The 14,913-nt window shown below is 71.3% G+C and carries 16 protein-coding genes; 7 read left to right on the top strand and 9 right to left on the bottom strand.

The window, feature by feature from the left end:
• Positions 1–143 precede the first annotated feature (143 nt).
• On the bottom strand, positions 144–500 hold the full coding sequence (locus ACZ39I_RS04180; protein WP_020137379.1) for an iron-sulfur cluster assembly accessory protein: 357 nt from the start codon (positions 498–500) through the stop codon (positions 144–146).
• 244 nt (positions 501–744) lie between these two features.
• Between ACZ39I_RS04180 and nadA the strand changes: the two genes are divergently transcribed.
• Both nadA and ACZ39I_RS04170 read left to right on the top strand, forming a co-directional pair.
• Entirely contained in the window at positions 745–1,929 is a 1,185-nt protein-coding gene (nadA, locus tag ACZ39I_RS04175) for a quinolinate synthase NadA (protein ID WP_467242742.1), read from the top strand.
• Positions 1,930–2,090: 161 nt separating this feature from the next.
• Positions 2,091–2,507, top strand: a complete 417-nt coding sequence (locus ACZ39I_RS04170; protein WP_467242741.1) for a hypothetical protein — start codon at positions 2,091–2,093, stop codon at positions 2,505–2,507.
• 146 nt (positions 2,508–2,653) lie between these two features.
• On the opposite strand, the gene ACZ39I_RS04165 is transcribed toward ACZ39I_RS04170, so the two are convergent.
• The 6 genes from ACZ39I_RS04165 to ACZ39I_RS04140 all read right to left on the bottom strand — a co-directional run bounded on the left by ACZ39I_RS04165 (position 2,654) and on the right by ACZ39I_RS04140 (position 7,908).
• Positions 2,654–3,799, bottom strand: a complete 1,146-nt coding sequence (locus tag ACZ39I_RS04165) for an RNA polymerase sigma factor (protein WP_467242740.1) — start codon at positions 3,797–3,799, stop codon at positions 2,654–2,656.
• Positions 3,792–4,214: a YciI family protein gene (locus ACZ39I_RS04160; protein ID WP_352383018.1), complete on the bottom strand. Its 423-nt coding sequence runs from the start codon at positions 4,212–4,214 to the stop codon at positions 3,792–3,794. The genes ACZ39I_RS04165 and ACZ39I_RS04160 overlap by 8 nt, the downstream gene beginning before the upstream one ends.
• A gap of 131 nt (positions 4,215–4,345) precedes the next feature.
• Complete coding sequence (locus tag ACZ39I_RS04155; protein WP_352383020.1) at positions 4,346–5,023, bottom strand: response regulator transcription factor; 678 nt, start codon at positions 5,021–5,023, stop codon at positions 4,346–4,348.
• Entirely contained in the window at positions 5,020–6,252 is a 1,233-nt protein-coding gene (locus tag ACZ39I_RS04150; protein ID WP_467242739.1) for a histidine kinase, read from the bottom strand. Before ACZ39I_RS04150 ends, ACZ39I_RS04155 begins: the two co-directional genes overlap by 4 nt.
• Before the next feature lie 575 nt (positions 6,253–6,827).
• Positions 6,828–7,106 (bottom strand): PspA-associated protein PspAA, encoded by a 279-nt coding sequence (gene pspAA, locus ACZ39I_RS04145; protein ID WP_053848718.1) that lies wholly within the window; start codon positions 7,104–7,106, stop codon positions 6,828–6,830.
• Between the two features lie 22 nt (positions 7,107–7,128).
• Entirely contained in the window at positions 7,129–7,908 is a 780-nt protein-coding gene (locus tag ACZ39I_RS04140) for a PspA/IM30 family protein (protein WP_234438850.1), read from the bottom strand.
• 217 nt (positions 7,909–8,125) lie between these two features.
• On the opposite strand from ACZ39I_RS04140, the gene ACZ39I_RS04135 reads away from it, so the two are divergent.
• Positions 8,126–8,803, top strand: a complete 678-nt coding sequence (locus tag ACZ39I_RS04135) for a DUF3043 domain-containing protein (RefSeq protein WP_467242738.1) — start codon at positions 8,126–8,128, stop codon at positions 8,801–8,803.
• Positions 8,804–8,886: 83 nt separating this feature from the next.
• Positions 8,887–9,588 (top strand): methyltransferase domain-containing protein, encoded by a 702-nt coding sequence (locus ACZ39I_RS04130; protein ID WP_467242737.1) that lies wholly within the window; start codon positions 8,887–8,889, stop codon positions 9,586–9,588.
• Between the two features lie 76 nt (positions 9,589–9,664).
• Here the strand turns inward: ACZ39I_RS04130 and ACZ39I_RS04125 are convergent, their stop codons facing one another.
• Positions 9,665–9,880, bottom strand: coding sequence for a hypothetical protein (locus ACZ39I_RS04125; protein WP_020115856.1), 216 nt, complete (start codon positions 9,878–9,880; stop codon positions 9,665–9,667).
• Between the two features lie 172 nt (positions 9,881–10,052).
• Here ACZ39I_RS04125 and ACZ39I_RS04120 point away from each other — a divergent pair, with 172 nt between their 5' ends.
• Entirely contained in the window at positions 10,053–11,255 is a 1,203-nt protein-coding gene (locus ACZ39I_RS04120; protein WP_467242736.1) for a bifunctional adenosylcobinamide kinase/adenosylcobinamide-phosphate guanylyltransferase, read from the top strand.
• On the opposite strand, the gene ACZ39I_RS04115 is transcribed toward ACZ39I_RS04120, so the two are convergent.
• Positions 11,244–11,840 carry a class I SAM-dependent methyltransferase gene (locus ACZ39I_RS04115; protein WP_403666682.1) on the bottom strand — a complete coding sequence of 199 codons (597 nt, stop codon included), beginning with the start codon at positions 11,838–11,840 and terminating at the stop codon, positions 11,244–11,246. The genes ACZ39I_RS04120 and ACZ39I_RS04115 overlap by 12 nt on opposite strands.
• A 125-nt stretch (positions 11,841–11,965) precedes the next feature.
• Between ACZ39I_RS04115 and cobT the strand changes: the two genes are divergently transcribed.
• Both cobT and ACZ39I_RS04105 read left to right on the top strand, forming a co-directional pair.
• Positions 11,966–13,069 (top strand): nicotinate-nucleotide--dimethylbenzimidazole phosphoribosyltransferase, encoded by a 1,104-nt coding sequence (gene cobT, locus ACZ39I_RS04110; protein ID WP_467242735.1) that lies wholly within the window; start codon positions 11,966–11,968, stop codon positions 13,067–13,069.
• A gap of 75 nt (positions 13,070–13,144) precedes the next feature.
• Complete coding sequence (locus tag ACZ39I_RS04105; RefSeq protein ID WP_467242734.1) at positions 13,145–14,911, top strand: phosphatidylglycerol lysyltransferase domain-containing protein; 1,767 nt, start codon at positions 13,145–13,147, stop codon at positions 14,909–14,911.
• Positions 14,912–14,913: the final 2 nt, after the last annotated feature.

Raw genomic sequence — 14,913 nt, 5'->3', positions numbered from 1 at the left:
CGCGTTCGGGGCGTCGAGCGGGCCCGGAGGCAGACGAGTTGCTCGGGGTCGACGGGACGCCGGTGGCGCGGATGCGCGAAGGCGGCGGCCCCGTCGGAGGGGGTCGCCGCCTTCTGTCGCTCTGGGCCGGTGCGAACCGCGGGTCAGCTGAAGGAGTCGCCGCAGGCGCAGGAGCCGGTTGCGTTCGGGTTGTCGATCGTGAAGCCCTGCTTCTCGATGGTGTCCACGAAGTCGATGGACGCGCCGCCCAGGTACGGGGCGCTCATGCGGTCGGTGACGACCTTGACGCCGCCGAAGTCCTTGACGACATCGCCGTCGAGCGAACGCTCGTCGAAGAAGAGCTGGTAACGCAGGCCGGAGCAGCCGCCGGGCTGAACGGCGACGCGCAGGGCCAGGTCGTCACGGCCTTCCTGGTCGAGCAGGGCCTTGACCTTCGCCGCGGCGGCGTCGGACAGGATGATGCCGTCGGTGACGGTGCCGGTCTCGTCCGATACGGACATCTACATCTCTCCCGGGTTGTACGGAGACTGCTTGCCGACTGGTGCAACCGGCAAGGCCGCGGATTCATTCCGGGCCGGACGCCGGTTTTTCCGGCGCCTCCTTCATGCTCGCACATGCCGTGCCGGGCGGAAAACGTCTCTTCGGGATTCACGTCACATCGACGCAATGACCGTCGTCAAAGTGACGTGAACCGGGTTATGATAGATAACGTCAGTTCGACGAAAAGTAGAAAGGGTGCGTGTCGTGACCACCGCCCAGACCACGGAGCTCGACGTACAGCCGACTCCGCTCGCCCTGTTGCTGCTCGGCCGCGAGGCCGACCCGAGGAGCGAGCGGGGCGTCGAGTGTCCCGGCGATCTGCCCTCGCCCTCCGATCCCGACCTGGTCGAGCGCGCCCGCGCGGCCAAGGAGAAGCTCGGCGACAAGGTGTTCGTGCTCGGCCACCACTACCAGCGTGACGAGGTCATCCAGTTCGCCGACGTCACGGGCGACTCCTTCAAGCTGGCCCGCGACGCGGCCGCCCGCCCGGAGGCCGAGTACATCGTGTTCTGCGGTGTGCACTTCATGGCCGAGTCCGCGGACATCCTCACGTCCGACGACCAGAAGGTGGTCCTGCCCGACCTCGCCGCCGGCTGCTCCATGGCCGACATGGCGACGGCCGAGCAGGTCGCCGAGTGCTGGGACGTCCTCACCGACGCCGGCATAGCCGAGCAGGTCGTGCCGGTGTCGTACATGAACTCCTCCGCGGACATCAAGGCGTTCACGGGCAAGCACGGCGGCACCATCTGCACCTCGTCCAACGCCAAGAAGGCTCTCGAGTGGGCCTTCGAGCAGGGCGAGAAGGTGCTGTTCCTGCCCGACCAGCACCTCGGCCGCAACACCGCCGTGCGGGACATGGGGATGACCCTGGAGGACTGCGTCCTCTACAACCCGCACAAGCCGAACGGCGGCCTGACCGCCGAGCAGCTGCGGGACGCGAAGATGATCCTGTGGCGCGGCCACTGCTCGGTCCACGGCCGCTTCTCGCTGGAGTCCGTGAAGGACGTCCGCGCCCGCATCCCCGGGGTGAACGTCCTCGTCCACCCCGAGTGCAGGCACGAGGTCGTGGCCGCGGCGGACTACGTCGGCTCGACGGAGTACATCATCAAGGCGCTGGAGGCGGCCCCGGCCGGCTCGAAGTGGGCCATCGGCACGGAGCTCAATCTCGTACGACGCCTCGCGAACCGTTTCGCCCCCGAGGGCAAGGAGATCGTCTTCCTCGACAAGACGGTCTGCTTCTGCTCGACCATGAACCGCATCGACCTGCCCCACCTCGTCTGGACCCTGGAGTCCCTGGCCGAGGGCAAGCTCGTCAACCGGATCGAGGTCGACAAGGAGACCGAGGCGTTCGCGAAGCTGGCCCTGGAGCGGATGCTGGCGCTGCCGTAGCACCGTCGCCAGAAGCGCTCACCCCGATGCGGAGGTCCGCTCGGGGTGGGCGGGGTCGAGGCTGCGGGGATAACGCCTTGTCCGTGGATCTTGTGTCCGCTAATTTACGCACAGCAATATGCGATCTTCATCCTTACAGCTGCGCCTCATACGGGGGATCCATGAGACGACTTCTTTCCACAACCCTTGCCACCGTTGCGCTTGCCGGCGGCCTGGTCATCAGCACTTCAAGCCCCGCTGCAGCCGAGTCCGCCCCGGGCTGCGGCACTGTTGCGCAGATCGGGGACACGGAGTACGTCAATGCTGACGGACAGACTGCCCTCTCGGTGAAGCAGTTCAAGGGCTGTGGCAAGAACTGGGCGTATGTCTACGTCTGGCAGAGCTTCCGCGACACCCACAGTTCATGGCGGATAGGCGCCGCTATCCAGACGTCGTCGCAGCTGCTGGGTTTGAGGGCATCGACGGGGAACGAGGTTTGGTCGGACGGGGCTAACACCCTGGATGTCTGCACCCAGGCCTATGGCGAACTGCAATGGAATGGTTCCAAGTACAAGGGGTGGACGGATACCCGCTGCTGATTTTTTGCGGTAGCGGTGGCGAGGAACAGGGCGGGTAGATGATCCAGGCCCGTCCAGGTCTGCGGCGGGCTGTGCGCCAGTGTCACGGAGCCCTCTGTTCGCCCCGGTGTGGAGGTCAGCCTTCAGCGACGCGGCTGCTTTCCCCGTCAGTTGCGCGTATGGGAGTTGAGCCGGGCCGCCCGGCGGGTCAGGTAGTCGCGTTCGGCGAGGTTGGGAGCCTTGTGGGCGGCCTCTGCGTACAGGCGGGCCGCGGTCGGCAGGTCGCCGGCGCGTTCGTGGAGATAGGCCGCGGCCGCGGTGTGGCGGGGCAGTGAGTCCTCGACCGCCGCCAGGGCGGCCAGGCCCGCGCGGGGGCCGTCCGCCTCGCCCACGGCGACCGCCCGGTTGAGGCGGACGACGGGGCTGTCGGTGAGGCGGGCGAGCTCGTCGTACCACTCGACGATCTGCACCCAGTCGGTCTCCTCGGCGGTGGGCGCGTCGGCGTGCAGGGCGGCGATGGCGGCCTGGGCCTGGAACTCGCCGAGGCGGTCGCGGGCGAGGGCGGTCTGGAGGATCCGGACGCCCTCGGTGATCGCCGCCGTGTCCCAGCGGGCGCGGTCCTGCTCGGCGAGCGGCACCAGGCTGCCGTCGGGGGCGGTGCGGGAGGCGCGGCGGGCGTGGTGGAGCAGCATGAGGGCGAGCAGCCCCGCGACCTCGGGGTGGTCGATGGCGGCGGCGAGCTGCCGGGTGAGCCGGATGGCTTCGGCGGCGAGGTCGACATCGCCGGAGTAGCCCTCGTTGAAGACCAGGTAGAGGACGCGCAGCACGGTGGCGACGTCGCCGGGCTGGTCGAAGCGCACCCCGGACACGGTCCGCTTGGCCCGGCTGATGCGCTGCGCCATGGTCTCCTCGGGCACGAGATAGGCCTGGGCGATCTGACGGGTGGTGAGTCCGCCGACGGCCCGCAGGGTGAGGGCGGCGGCGGAGGACGGGGTGAGCGAGGGGTGGGCGCACAGGAAGTACAGCTGGAGCGTGTCGTCCACGGCGGGCGCCGGTCCGGGCGCCGGTTCCTCCTCGATACGGTCCTCACGCCGGCGACGAGCGGTGTCCGAGCGGGTCGCGTCGAGGAACTTGCGCCAGGCCACGGTGACCAGCCAGCCCTTCGCGTCCCTGGGCGGATCGGCCGGCCAGACCCGGACGGCCTCGACCAGCGCGTCCTGGACGGCATCCTCGGCCGCCGCGAAGTCGGCTCCGCGGCGGACGAGGACGGTGAGCACGCTCGGTGTGAGGCTTCTGAGCAGCGCCTCATCCACCGGGGTGGCACTCCGGGTCGGTGGGTGATGCCGCGTAGAACGGGCGCAGCTCCAGCCACTCGTGGATCGGCTTCCCGCCGGCGCCGGGGGCGGCCGACAGTTCCCCGGCCAGTTCGAGGGCCCGCTCGTAGCTGTCGACGTCGATCACCATCCAGCCGGCGATGAGGTCCTTGGTCTCGGCGAACGGCCCGTCGGTGACGGGCGGGCGCCCCTCGCCGTCGTACCGCACCCAGGTCCCCTCGGGAGCGAGCGCCTGCCCGTCGACGTACTCCCCGGTCTTGACCAGCCCGTCCGCGAAGTCCCGCATGTACTGCACGTGCGCCGAGATCTCCTCGGGCGTCCACTGCTCCATGGGCACGTCGTTGGCCGGAGCCGGAGCGCCACGGTAGTGCTTCAGCAGCAGGTACTTGGCCATGGTGTCTCTCCTCGGTCCCGATGCGACCCATTCTGGTCGCTCTCATCACGGGGACGGAGCGGGGCGCGGGTTCTCGACATCCCCGCGAGAATTCTTTTTCCGGCCCCCGTGTTCAGGTGAGTGGACCGAGGCTATTCCACCCTCGGCCGTACCAGTCCCGACTCGTAGGCGATCACCACGAGCTGGGCCCGGTCCCGAGCGCCCAGTTTGGCCATGGCCCGGTTGACGTGGGTCTTGACGGTGAGCGGGCTGACCTCCAGGCGCTCGGCGATCTCGTCGTTGGAGTGGCCGCCGGCGACCTGGACGAGGACCTCGCGCTCGCGGACGGTGAGGGCGGCGAGGCGTTCGGAGCGCACCGGGTCGTCGTCGTCCGCGTCGCCCTGGGCGAGGAAGCGGGCGATCAGGCCCTTGGTGGCGGCCGGGGACAGCAGGGCCTCGCCGCCGGCGGCGACCCGGATGGCGCTGAGGAGTTCCTCGGGTTCGCTGCCCTTGCCGAGGAAGCCGGAGGCACCCGCGCGCAGGGACTGCACGACGTAGTCGTCGACCTCGAAGGTGGTCAGGATGACCACGCGGACGTGGGCGAGGGAGGGATCCTCGCTGATCATGCGGGTGGCGGCGAGGCCGTCCGTGCCGGGCATCCGGATGTCCATGAGGACGACGTCGGCGCGCTCCTGCCGGGTCAGCCGGACCGCCTCGGCGCCGTCGGACGCCTCGCCGACCACCTCCATGTCCGGCTCCGAGTCGACGAGCACACGGAACGCGCTGCGCAGCAGTGCCTGGTCGTCGGCGAGCAGGACACGGATCGTCATACGGGCTCCCCTGGTTCGTCCCTCGCCGCGGCGCGGGTCCTGACCGGCAGGATCGCATGGACGCGGAAGCCGCCTCCGTAGCGGGGACCGGTGGTGAGGGTGCCGCGCAGGGCGGTGACGCGCTCGCGCATGCCCAGCAGGCCGTGGCCGCCGCCGTTGTCGGGATCGTCGTCCTCGCCGGCGCCGTTGTCGAGGACGGTGATCTCCACGTTGGGTCCGACGCGTACGACGCTGACCTCGGCCTTGGCCTGTGTGCCGGCGTGCTTCTGGACGTTGGTGAGGGCTTCCTGGATGACCCGGTAGGCGGCCAGGTCGACGGCGGCGGGGAGGGTGGTGCCGTGGTCGGCGCGGGCGACCTCGACGTGGAGGCCGGCGCTGCGGAAGGTGCCGACGAGTTCGTCGAGGCGGGCGAGGCCGGGGGCGGGTTCGGTGGGGGCCTCGGGGTCGCCGGACTGCCTCAGCAGGCCGACGGTGGCGCGGAGTTCGTTGAGGGCGGAGCGGCTGGCCTCGCGGACGTGGGCGAGGGCTTCCTTCGCCTGGTCGGGGCGCTTGTCCATGACATGCGCGGCGACTCCGGCCTGGACGTTGACCAGGGCGATGTGGTGGGCGACGACGTCGTGCAGGTCGCGGGCGATGCGCAGGCGCTCCTCGGCGACCCTTCGGCGGGCCTCTTCCTCACGGGTGCGTTCGGCCTTCTCGGCGCGCTCCCTGATGGCCTGGACGAAGGCACGGCGGCTGCGGACGGCGTCGCCGGCGGTGGCTCCGATGCCGGTCCAGGCGAAGATGCCGAGGTTCTCCTGGGCGTACCAGGGCAGGGGTCCGGCGAGCATCGCGGCGCCGGTGAGCACGGTCATGGTGAGCAGGCCGGCCCGCAAGGTGGTGGGGCGGTCGGTGGTGGAGGCGACCGTGAACAGGGCGATGACGGCGGCCATGGCGACGGGGGCGCGGGGGTCGCCGGTGACGCACTCGATGATGGAGGCGCTGCCGGTGAGGGCGAGGACGGTGAGGGGGGCGCGGCGGCGGAAGACCAGAGCGAGGGCACCGAGAGCCATGAGGACGAGGCTGAGCGGCTCGGGGGCGCGGATGCTCCAGCTGACGGCGTCCCTGTCATGGGGCTCGACGAAGGAACCGGCCACCATGCAGGCGAGGACGCCCGCCGCGAGGACGGCGTCCAGGGCCAGGGGGTGCGCCTTGAGGTGGTGCCGGGCGCGATCGACGGTGCGGCTCACTCCTGAACAGTACGGGGACCCTGCCGGGGGCGGAACGGGGGCTAGCAGTGCGTTTCCGGCTCCGCGGGCGGGCGGTGTGCTGGTCAGCCAGACGCAGGGCTGGAGCGGGGGGTGCCTGGGGCGCGGCGGGGGCGCCCTTGACGCCGGAAGAGCCAGTGGTGCGGGCACGGGCGAACGTGCAAGCGGCCGTGCCGGGGGCGAAACCGGGGGGCACCAGTGCCTTTTCGGCACCGCGGGCGCGGCGTGCGGTGACCGTCCTCGGAGCGCCGGTCACCAGACGCCGGGCTGAAGCGGGGGTACCTGGGCACGGCCGGGGCGTCCTTGACGCCGGTAGAGCCAGGGGTGCGGCAGGGGCGAAGGCACGAGCGGACGTCGGTGGCTCGGTGGCTGGGGCACGTCGACGTGTGAAGTGCGGCGGCTGAAGGGGCCCGGCCCGTATCGAGTAGACACGTCTCGCCGGCGGCTCGAGGCGTCGAGCCTCGGGGCGTCACGCCTCGCGCTTCGTGAGGAAGCGGTCGGCGCGGGGCTGCACGGGGCGGAGTCGGTCGTACTGGCCGGTGTTCGGCGGGGTGGTCTCAGCCCGGGATCAGGCCGTCGTCGCTGAGCAGGTCCCGGACTTCCTCCAGGGTCGCGTCCGGGGACGGGAGGATCAGATCCGAGGGTTCCAGGGAGTCGTCGGGGAGCGGATCGCCCAGGTCCCGGACCCTGGTGAGGAGGGCTTGGAGAGTGCGGCGGAAGCCCGGGCCGTCGCCGTTCTCCATCTCGGCCAACAGCTCGTCGTCCAGCTTGTTCAGGTCGGCGAGGTGGCTCTCGGCCAGCCTCACCTGCCCCTCCCCCATGATCCGTACGATCATGTCGCCCTCCTCGGCGTGGGACCTACTGCTTGTCGAAGCGTGGAGTGTCCTGCGGCTGCTGGGACTGCGACTGGCCGGTGCCGCCCTCGATGGCCTGCTGCGACGACGAGCCTCCCGCCAGCTCCGCCTTCATGCGCTGCAGTTCCAGCTCTACATCCGTACCACCGGAGAGCCGGTCCAGCTCGGCCTGGATGTCGTCCTTGTGCATGCCGGACTGGTCGTCCAGGACACCCGAGGCGAGGAGTTCGTCGATGGCACCCGCCCGGGCCTGGAGCTGTGCCGTCTTGTCCTCGGCGCGCTGAATCGCCAGGCCGACGTCGCCCATCTCCTCGGAGATGCCGGAGAAGGCCTCGCCGATCCGGGTCTGTGCCTGGGCCGCGGTGTACGTCGCCTTGATGGTCTCCTTCTTCGTGCGGAAGGCGTCCACCTTGGCCTGGAGGCGCTGGGCCGCAAGGGTGAGCTTCTCCTCCTCGCCCTGGAGCGTCGAGTGCTGGGTCTCCAGGTCGGTCACCTGCTGCTGGAGCGCGGCACGGCGGGACAGCGCCTCACGGGCGAGGTCCTCACGGCCGAGCGCGAGCGCCTTGCGGCCCTGGTCCTCCAACTTGGAGGACTGCGACTGCAGCTGGTTCAGCTGGAGTTCCAGGCGCTTGCGGGAGGTGGCCACGTCGGCCACGCCCCGGCGCACCTTCTGGAGCAGCTCCAGCTGTTTCTGGTACGAGTAATCGAGGGTTTCGCGCGGGTCCTCGGCCCGGTCAAGGGCCTTGTTCGCCTTCGCGCGGAAGATCATCCCCATACGCTTCATGACACCGCTCATGGGCTTCGCGCGCCCCCTTCTGACGGACTTCCAGCTCAGCTCTGCGACAAGACCCACAGTACGGGCCCTGCATCCATTGACGCACTGTTCCGGGACGGATGCGCTCATCCCCAAGGACGACTGACCGATCCCCTGCTCCGGCGTAAGGAGTAGGTGACCTTCAGGGTGAGCAACCCGGCACCGGACGTCCCCTCTGTCCCCCTGCATGACGACCGGTGTTGCCGGATCGTTCCCCACCGGGCTGGGGTCCAACCCCGGACACCCCTTACCCTTGGGTTTTGTGTTCCGTAGCCGTGCCACCAAGGAAGAGAAGGCCGCCGTCGCCGACAAGGCGCAGCTGACCGACTCCAAGCAGCCCCGCGACCCGCAGGCCCCCAAGGGCCGGCCCACGCCCAAGCGCAGTGAGGCCCAGTCCCAGCGCCGCAGCGTCGCCAACACGTCGCTCACCCGCAAGGACGCCGCCAAGCGCCAGCGCGAGGAGCGCCGCAGCGCGCTGGAGAGGCAGCGCCAGGCGCTGGCCGGCGGTGACGAGCGGTATCTGCCCGCGCGGGACAAGGGCCCGGTGCGCAAGTTCGCCCGCGACACCATCGACGCGCGGTTCAACGTGGCGGAGTTCTTCCTGCCGATGGCCGTGGTCATCCTGGTGCTGAGCGTGGTGCGGGTGGGCGCGCTGCAGAGCATCGCGCTGATGCTGTGGCTCGTCGTGATCGTGCTCATCCTGCTGGACTCGGTCCTCACCGCTTTCCGTCTGAAGAAGCGGCTCGCCGAGCGCTTCCCGGACCACAACCGCAAGGGCGCGGTCGCCTACGCCCTGATGCGCTCCCTCCAGATGCGTCGCCTCCGGCTGCCGAAGCCGCAGGTCAAGCGCGGAGAGCGGCCCTGAGTACGACATCTTTCTCCGGGGGCGCGGCCGATGCCTGGCTGGACAAGCTGGGCGGGCTGCGAAATGTCGTACGACAGGAGCTGGTGGCCCGGCAGCTCGATGAGCAGATAGTGGGGCGGTACCCGGTCGGACAGCGGCTGCGGGTGCTCGACGTGGGGATGGGCCAGGGCACGCAGTCGCTGCGGCTGGCCCGGGCCGGGCATCAGGTGACCGGCCTCGAGCGGGACTCCACGATGGTCGCGGCGGCCCGGGAGGCCCTGTCCGCCGAGCCCGAGGGCATCCGGGAGCGGATGCGGATCATCGAGGGCGACGGCCGGGACACCGGGGTGCACTTCCTGCCGGGCAGCTTCGACGTGGTGCTGTGCCACGGCGTGCTCATGTACGTCGAGGAGCCGGACCCGCTGCTCGCCGGGCTGGCGCGGATGCTGGCACCGGGCGGGCTGCTGTCGCTGCTCGTGCGCAACGCCGACGCGCTGGCGATGCGGCCGGGGCTGGCCGGGGACTGGGCCGACGCCCTGGGTGCCTTCGACTCCACCGCCTACCGCAACCGGCTGGGGCTCGACGTGCGGGCCGACCGGCTGAGCACGCTGACCGCCACCCTCGCCGGCATCGGGGCGCCGCTCCAGGCCTGGTACGGGGTGCGGGTCTTCACCGACACGGCAGCGGACGACACCGAGGCACCGGCCGACGTGGAGACGCTACTGGCCTGCGAGGAACGGGCCGGTCGCACGGACCCCTATCGCGGGGTCGCCGCACTGCTGCACCTGTGCGGGGTGCGGGGCTGAGCGTTCGGTGACGCTGCGTGAGCAGTAGCGCGGTGCTGGGCGAGGGTGGTGCCGCTGTGTCCCTCGCCCAGCCCCGTCACGCTTCCTCTGCCGCCTTCAGGCTCATCGGGCCGTAGATCTCCGTGGCGTCCTCGAACAGCCGCACCTGTTCGGCGCCGCCGGCGAGCAGGGGCTTCCAGTACTCGCCGAGCCAGGACTCGGCGTCGCCCTGGGTGGTGAACTCCTCCGGCTCTACGGCGGGCTGGGTCTCCGCGCCGTCGGCCTTCTCGAATCGCCAGGTCCATGTCGCCATGTGAGCCTCCCGTGTTTGATCCGTTACGAAGAGCACCCTAAGCGGTGCGTCGTGGGCTGCGGGCCGGTGGGGGCGCACCCCCTGCGACGCGGCCGCGTATCGACACGGCCCCGCGCCCCTTGAATGCGCCGCTGCGCGCGCTGGATCACCGGGCACCGGCGAGAATCGTCCCGTGGAACTGACATTGCTCGGCACCGGCGCTCCCGCCGGCCTCCCCCGCCCCTCCTGCTCCTGTGCCGCCTGTGCCGTCGCGCTCGATGAGGACGCCCGGGCCGCCACCTCCGTACTCATCGACGAGACGCTGCTGCTCGATCTCACCCCCGGTGCCGCCTTCGCCGCCGCCCGGGCCGGGCACTCGCTGGCCGGCGTACGGCAGGTGCTGCTGTCGCACCCCCATGACGGGCCCCCCGTCGAGGTGCCCGCCGGGCTTCCACAGCCGGGGCGGGTGCCGGACGGGCGGGAGTTGGCGTTGCTGACGGGGCATCGGGTGCGGGCCGTGGCGCTGGACGCGCCGGGGACCGGGTACGCCGTCACCGGGCCCGCGGGGCAGCGGGTGCTGTATCTGCCGCCGGGGGGTGCGCCCGCCGGGCTGGAGAAGGGCCCCGTGGAGTCGTACGACATGGTGCTCGCCGATGTCGTACGGCGGCCGGACGCGCTCGCCCGGCTGCGGGCCGTGGGGGCCGTGGGGCCCACGACCGACGTGGTCGCCGTGCATGTCGATCACGACGTGCCGCCCGGCACGGAGGTACGGCGGAGGCTGGCCGCCGCCGGGGTGCGAGTCGTGCCCGACGGGACGACTCTGGTCGTCGGGGTCTACGAGGACGTACCCGATGTGCCGCGGCGGACGCTGGTGCTGGGCGGGGCGCGGTCCGGGAAGTCGGTGGAGGCCGAGCGGCGGCTGGAGGCGTTCCCCGACGTGCTGTACGTGGCGACCGGCGGCTCGCGGAACGGGGACACCGAGTGGGCTTCCCGGGTCTTCGCCCATCGGGAGCGGCGGCCGGGGTCGTGGCGTACGGCGGAGACCTGCGACCTGGTGCCGCTGCTGAAGGACGACGGGGCGCCGCTGCTGATCGACTGTCTGTCGCTGTGGCTGACGGACGCGATGGACGCCGTGGGGGCGTGGGACGACGCGGAGTGGGCCGGCGGCGGGGAGCGGGAACTGCGGGCGCGGGTAAGGGAGTTGACGGACGCGGTGCGAGACACGCGGCGGACGGTGGTGGCCGTGTCGAACGAGGTGGGGTCGGGAATCGTGCCGGCCACCGCGTCGGGCCGCCGCTACCGGGACGAACTGGGGCGGCTGAACGCGGCGTTCGCGGCTGAGTGCGAGCAGGTGCTGCTGGTGGTGGCGGGGCAGGCGATGGTCCTACGGGGCTGACGGCTCCTTGCGGGCGATGACCCGGTAGGTCCTGGCGAAGCGGGTGCCGGCGAGGAGGAGGGCCAGGGCGTGGTCCAGTGCTCTCGCGGCAAAGGCCGTCGGTCCGGTCGCCCTCGGCGGCAGGCGGGTCGTCACGCGGCCCGGGATGTGCGCGGATCTGCGGGCCGTGGCGACGATGGCGCAGCCCCGGGCCTCCAATTCGGCGCGGGGGTCGTGCCGGGATTCCACCAGGAGGTGGCCGCCGGGGCGCAGCACGGCGAGGGCCGCCGCGAGTTCCCCGGGGTCCGCGTGTGGGTTCAGCAGGCTCACCACGTCGTAGCGGGCCCGCAGGTGGGCGGTGATCGGCGGGTCCGTCAGACGGCCCAGGTAGCCCTCCTCCAGACGCTCGACCGCCTGGGCGTGCAGGACGCGGGGGGTGGGGTCCAGGCCGTCGAAGGCCGTGTAGGGGAAGTACGTTCGCGCCGCCTCCGGGAAGTCCGCGTCCCCGGTGTCCACGTCCAGCCAGCTCTCGGGTTCGGGGAACGGCAGTATCGCGCGGGCGGTGGAGCGAAGTCGCCGTACGGAAGGGGCGGTCGGTGCGGGCATGGGGCCTCCCGGGGGTGCACGGCAATTCGTACAAAGCGGAACGTATGGGATCCCGTTCCCGGGTGCAATGACGTCATGGCCACGTGGCGCCCCCGTGTTCGATCAGGGCCGGTACTGTTCGGCGAATGAGCTCGCTTAATCTCGACGACTTCACCGATCTGATCGAGCGCCCCGACGGCGGGATGCGTCGCGACGCCGAGGCGCGCCGGGAGCGTCAGGTCGTGCCGCCCGGGGCGCTGGGCCGCCTCGACGACCTGGGTGAGTGGCTGGCCGCGGCGCAGTCGGCCGTACCAGTACGGCCGGTCGAACGGCCGCGGGTCGTGCTGTTCGCCGGTGACCACGGGATCGCCGAACTGGGTGTCTCGGGGCGGGCCGCGGGCAGCGCGTCGGAGTTGGTGCGGGAGGTCCTGGAGGGCGGCCGTCCGGTGTCGGTCCTCGCACGGCGCTTCGGCGTGCCGGTGCGGATCGTCGACATGGCGCTGGACTGCGATCCGGAGGAGCTGCCGGAGGCGGTCGTACGTCATCGGGTGCGGCGCGGGAGCGGTCGTATCGATGTCGAGGACGCGTTGACCCTGGAGGAGGCGGAGGCCGCCTTCCGGGCCGGGATCGCGGTGGCCGACGAGGAGGCCGACTCCGGTACCGATCTCGTGGTGCTCGGTGATGTGAGCGTGGGCGGGACCACGGCGGCCGGAGTGCTGGTCGCCGCGCTGTGCGGGACCGACGCGTCGGTGGTGACCGGGCGGGGCGGGACCGGGATCGACGATCTGGCGTGGATGCGCAAGTGCGCGGCGATCCGGGACGCGCTGCGGCGGGCGCGGCCGGTGCTCGGGGACCAGTTGCAGTTGCTGGCGACGGTGGGCGGAGCCGACCTCGCGGCGATCACCGGGTTCCTGCTCCAGAGCGCGGTGCGCAAGCTGCCCGTCGTGCTGGACGGGGTGGTCGTGGCCGCCTGTGCCCTGGTGGGCCAGCGGATCGCGTTCCGGGCGCCGGACTGGTGGCTGGCCGGGCAGAACAGCGGGGAGCCGGGGCAGACGAAGGCGTTGGACCGGATGGCTCTGGAACCGCTGCTCGACCATGGCGTGACGGTCGGGGAGGGTGCGGGCGGACTGCTGGCGCTGCCGCTGGTGCAGGCCGCGGCGGCGCTGGCGGCCGAGCTGCCGGAGAAGCCCGCGGTTTCCGAGGAGGAGCCGGAGCAGGCGGAACCGGAGAAGGTGTCCGAGGAGGAGTAGCCGCGAAGGAGCAGCCGCGGACAGGTGAGTGCCCTTGCGGCGGAATGGCCCGCACAAGGGGCATGATCGCCCTTCATGGGAGATGTCCGGGTTGCACCTGTTCGGAATGTCCGCCGGTCCACCGGTGCCTCGCGGCGGGCCGCCGGGTTCGCCGTCTGGTACCTGCGGGTCGTCGCGTTCGTCAACTTCCTCAGCGCGGTGTGGGTCTCGCTGGGGCAGGACGTGCGGCGGCACAACCAGGAGGACTTCTTCACGCCGTATCTGCTGACGGCGGGCTTCGCCTCCGGGGTGTTCACGGCCTTCCTCGCGATCACCATGCGCCGGCGCAAGCGGGCGGCGTGGATCCTGAACCTGGTGCTGTCGGGGGCGTTCCTCGCGCTGTTCGTCCTCGCGATGGCGTTCCCGGAGATCCGGCGGTACGCGCAGAACTGGATCTCGCTGGTCCTCACGGCCGCCTTCGTGGTGGCCCTGCTCGTCGGCCGGCGGGAGTTCTACGCCAAGGGCGACCGGTCCAATCCGCGGCTCGCCGCCGCCGTGGCCGTGGGCGGGCTGCTCGTGTCCTCGCTGCTGGCCGCGCTGCTGGTGACCGCCACCAACAAGGCGTCCAGGTCCTCGTCCTTCGGGGAACGGTGGTGGTACGGCACGCTGCGGCTGGTCTCGGTGGCCGCCGACGACTCCCGCTTCGACGGGATCCTGACGCCGAACTGGGTCAACGTCGCCATCAACGTGCTCAGCACGGTCCTCGTCCTGGCCGTCCTCTACGCCGCCTTCCGCTCCCGGCGCGCGGTCGACCCGCTCACCGAGGACGACGAGCGGCGCCTGCGGGAACTACTGAAGCGGCACGGCGAGCGGGACTCGCTCGGGTACTTCGCGCTGCGCAGGGAGAAGAGCGTCGTCTGGTCGCCGACCGGGAAGGCGGCCGTGACCTACCGGGTCGTCAGCGGGGTCTCGCTGGCCTCCGGCGATCCGATCGGCGACCCGGAGGCCTGGCCGGGGGCGATCGAGCCGTGGCTCGCCGAGGCACGGGCGCACGGGTGGCTGCCGGCGGTGATGGGGGCCGGCGAGGACGCGGGGACCGTGTACGCGCGGCACGGCCTGAACGCGCTGGAGCTGGGTGACGAGGCGATCGTCGAGGTCGCCGAGTTCACGCTGGAGGGGCGGGCGATGCGGACCGTCCGGCAGGCCTACAACCGGGTCGGACGGGCCGGGTACACGGTACGGATCCGGCGTCACGAGGACATCCCCGCCGAGGAGATGGCGGCCCTCGTCCAGCGGGCGGACGACTGGCGGGACGGGGCCACCGAGCGCGGGTTCAGCATGGCGCTGGGGCGGCTCGGGGATCCCGAGGACGGCCGGTGCGTGGCGCTGGAGTGCAGCGATGCCGAGGGTGAGCTGAAGGCGGTGCTCTCCTTCGTGCCATGGGGGCCGCGCGGGCTGTCCCTCGACCTCATGCGCCGGGACCGCGACGCGGAGAACGGCCTCATGGAGTTCATGGTCATCGAGCTGCTGAACCGGGCCCAGGAGATCCAGATCACCCAGGTCTCGCTCAACTTCGCGATGTTCCGTTCGGTCTTCGAACGTGGTGCACGTCTTGGCGCCGGGCCGGTGCTGCGGCTGTGGCGGTCGCTGCTCAGCTTCTTCTCCCGCTGGTGGCAGATCGAGTCCCTGTACCGGGCCAACGCCAAGTACCGGCCGATCTGGGAGCCGCGGTTCCTGCTCTTCGAGAAGAGCGCGGACCTGCCGCGCATCGGCATCGCCTCGGCCCGCGCCGAGGGGTTCCTGGAGGTGCCGGGGCTGCCGGGGTGGCTGCGGCGCCGGGAGCACCTCAGTACGCACAGATGAGG

This window comes from Streptomyces sp. NPDC024687, assembly GCF_055559055.1.
Note: the sequence above shows the minus strand (reverse complement) of the source record. Positions and strands in the feature narration are given on the sequence as shown.

Coding starts and splice junctions, on each gene's coding strand:
- ACZ39I_RS04140 (WP_234438850.1), bottom strand. CDS start 7,908: ATGAAGCGTATGGGGATGATCTTCCGCGCGAAGGCGAACAAGGCCCTT.
- ACZ39I_RS04115 (WP_403666682.1), bottom strand. CDS start 11,840: ATGCCCGCACCGACCGCCCCTTCCGTACGGCGACTTCGCTCCACCGCC.
- ACZ39I_RS04160 (WP_352383018.1), bottom strand. CDS start 4,214: ATGGCCAAGTACCTGCTGCTGAAGCACTACCGTGGCGCTCCGGCTCCG.
- pspAA (WP_053848718.1), bottom strand. CDS start 7,106: ATGATCGTACGGATCATGGGGGAGGGGCAGGTGAGGCTGGCCGAGAGC.
- ACZ39I_RS04105 (WP_467242734.1), top strand. CDS start 13,145: ATGGGAGATGTCCGGGTTGCACCTGTTCGGAATGTCCGCCGGTCCACC.
- ACZ39I_RS04170 (WP_467242741.1), top strand. CDS start 2,091: ATGAGACGACTTCTTTCCACAACCCTTGCCACCGTTGCGCTTGCCGGC.
- ACZ39I_RS04155 (WP_352383020.1), bottom strand. CDS start 5,023: ATGACGATCCGTGTCCTGCTCGCCGACGACCAGGCACTGCTGCGCAGC.
- ACZ39I_RS04180 (WP_020137379.1), bottom strand. CDS start 500: ATGTCCGTATCGGACGAGACCGGCACCGTCACCGACGGCATCATCCTG.
- ACZ39I_RS04125 (WP_020115856.1), bottom strand. CDS start 9,880: ATGGCGACATGGACCTGGCGATTCGAGAAGGCCGACGGCGCGGAGACC.
- cobT (WP_467242735.1), top strand. CDS start 11,966: ATGAGCTCGCTTAATCTCGACGACTTCACCGATCTGATCGAGCGCCCC.
- ACZ39I_RS04135 (WP_467242738.1), top strand. CDS start 8,126: ATGACGACCGGTGTTGCCGGATCGTTCCCCACCGGGCTGGGGTCCAAC.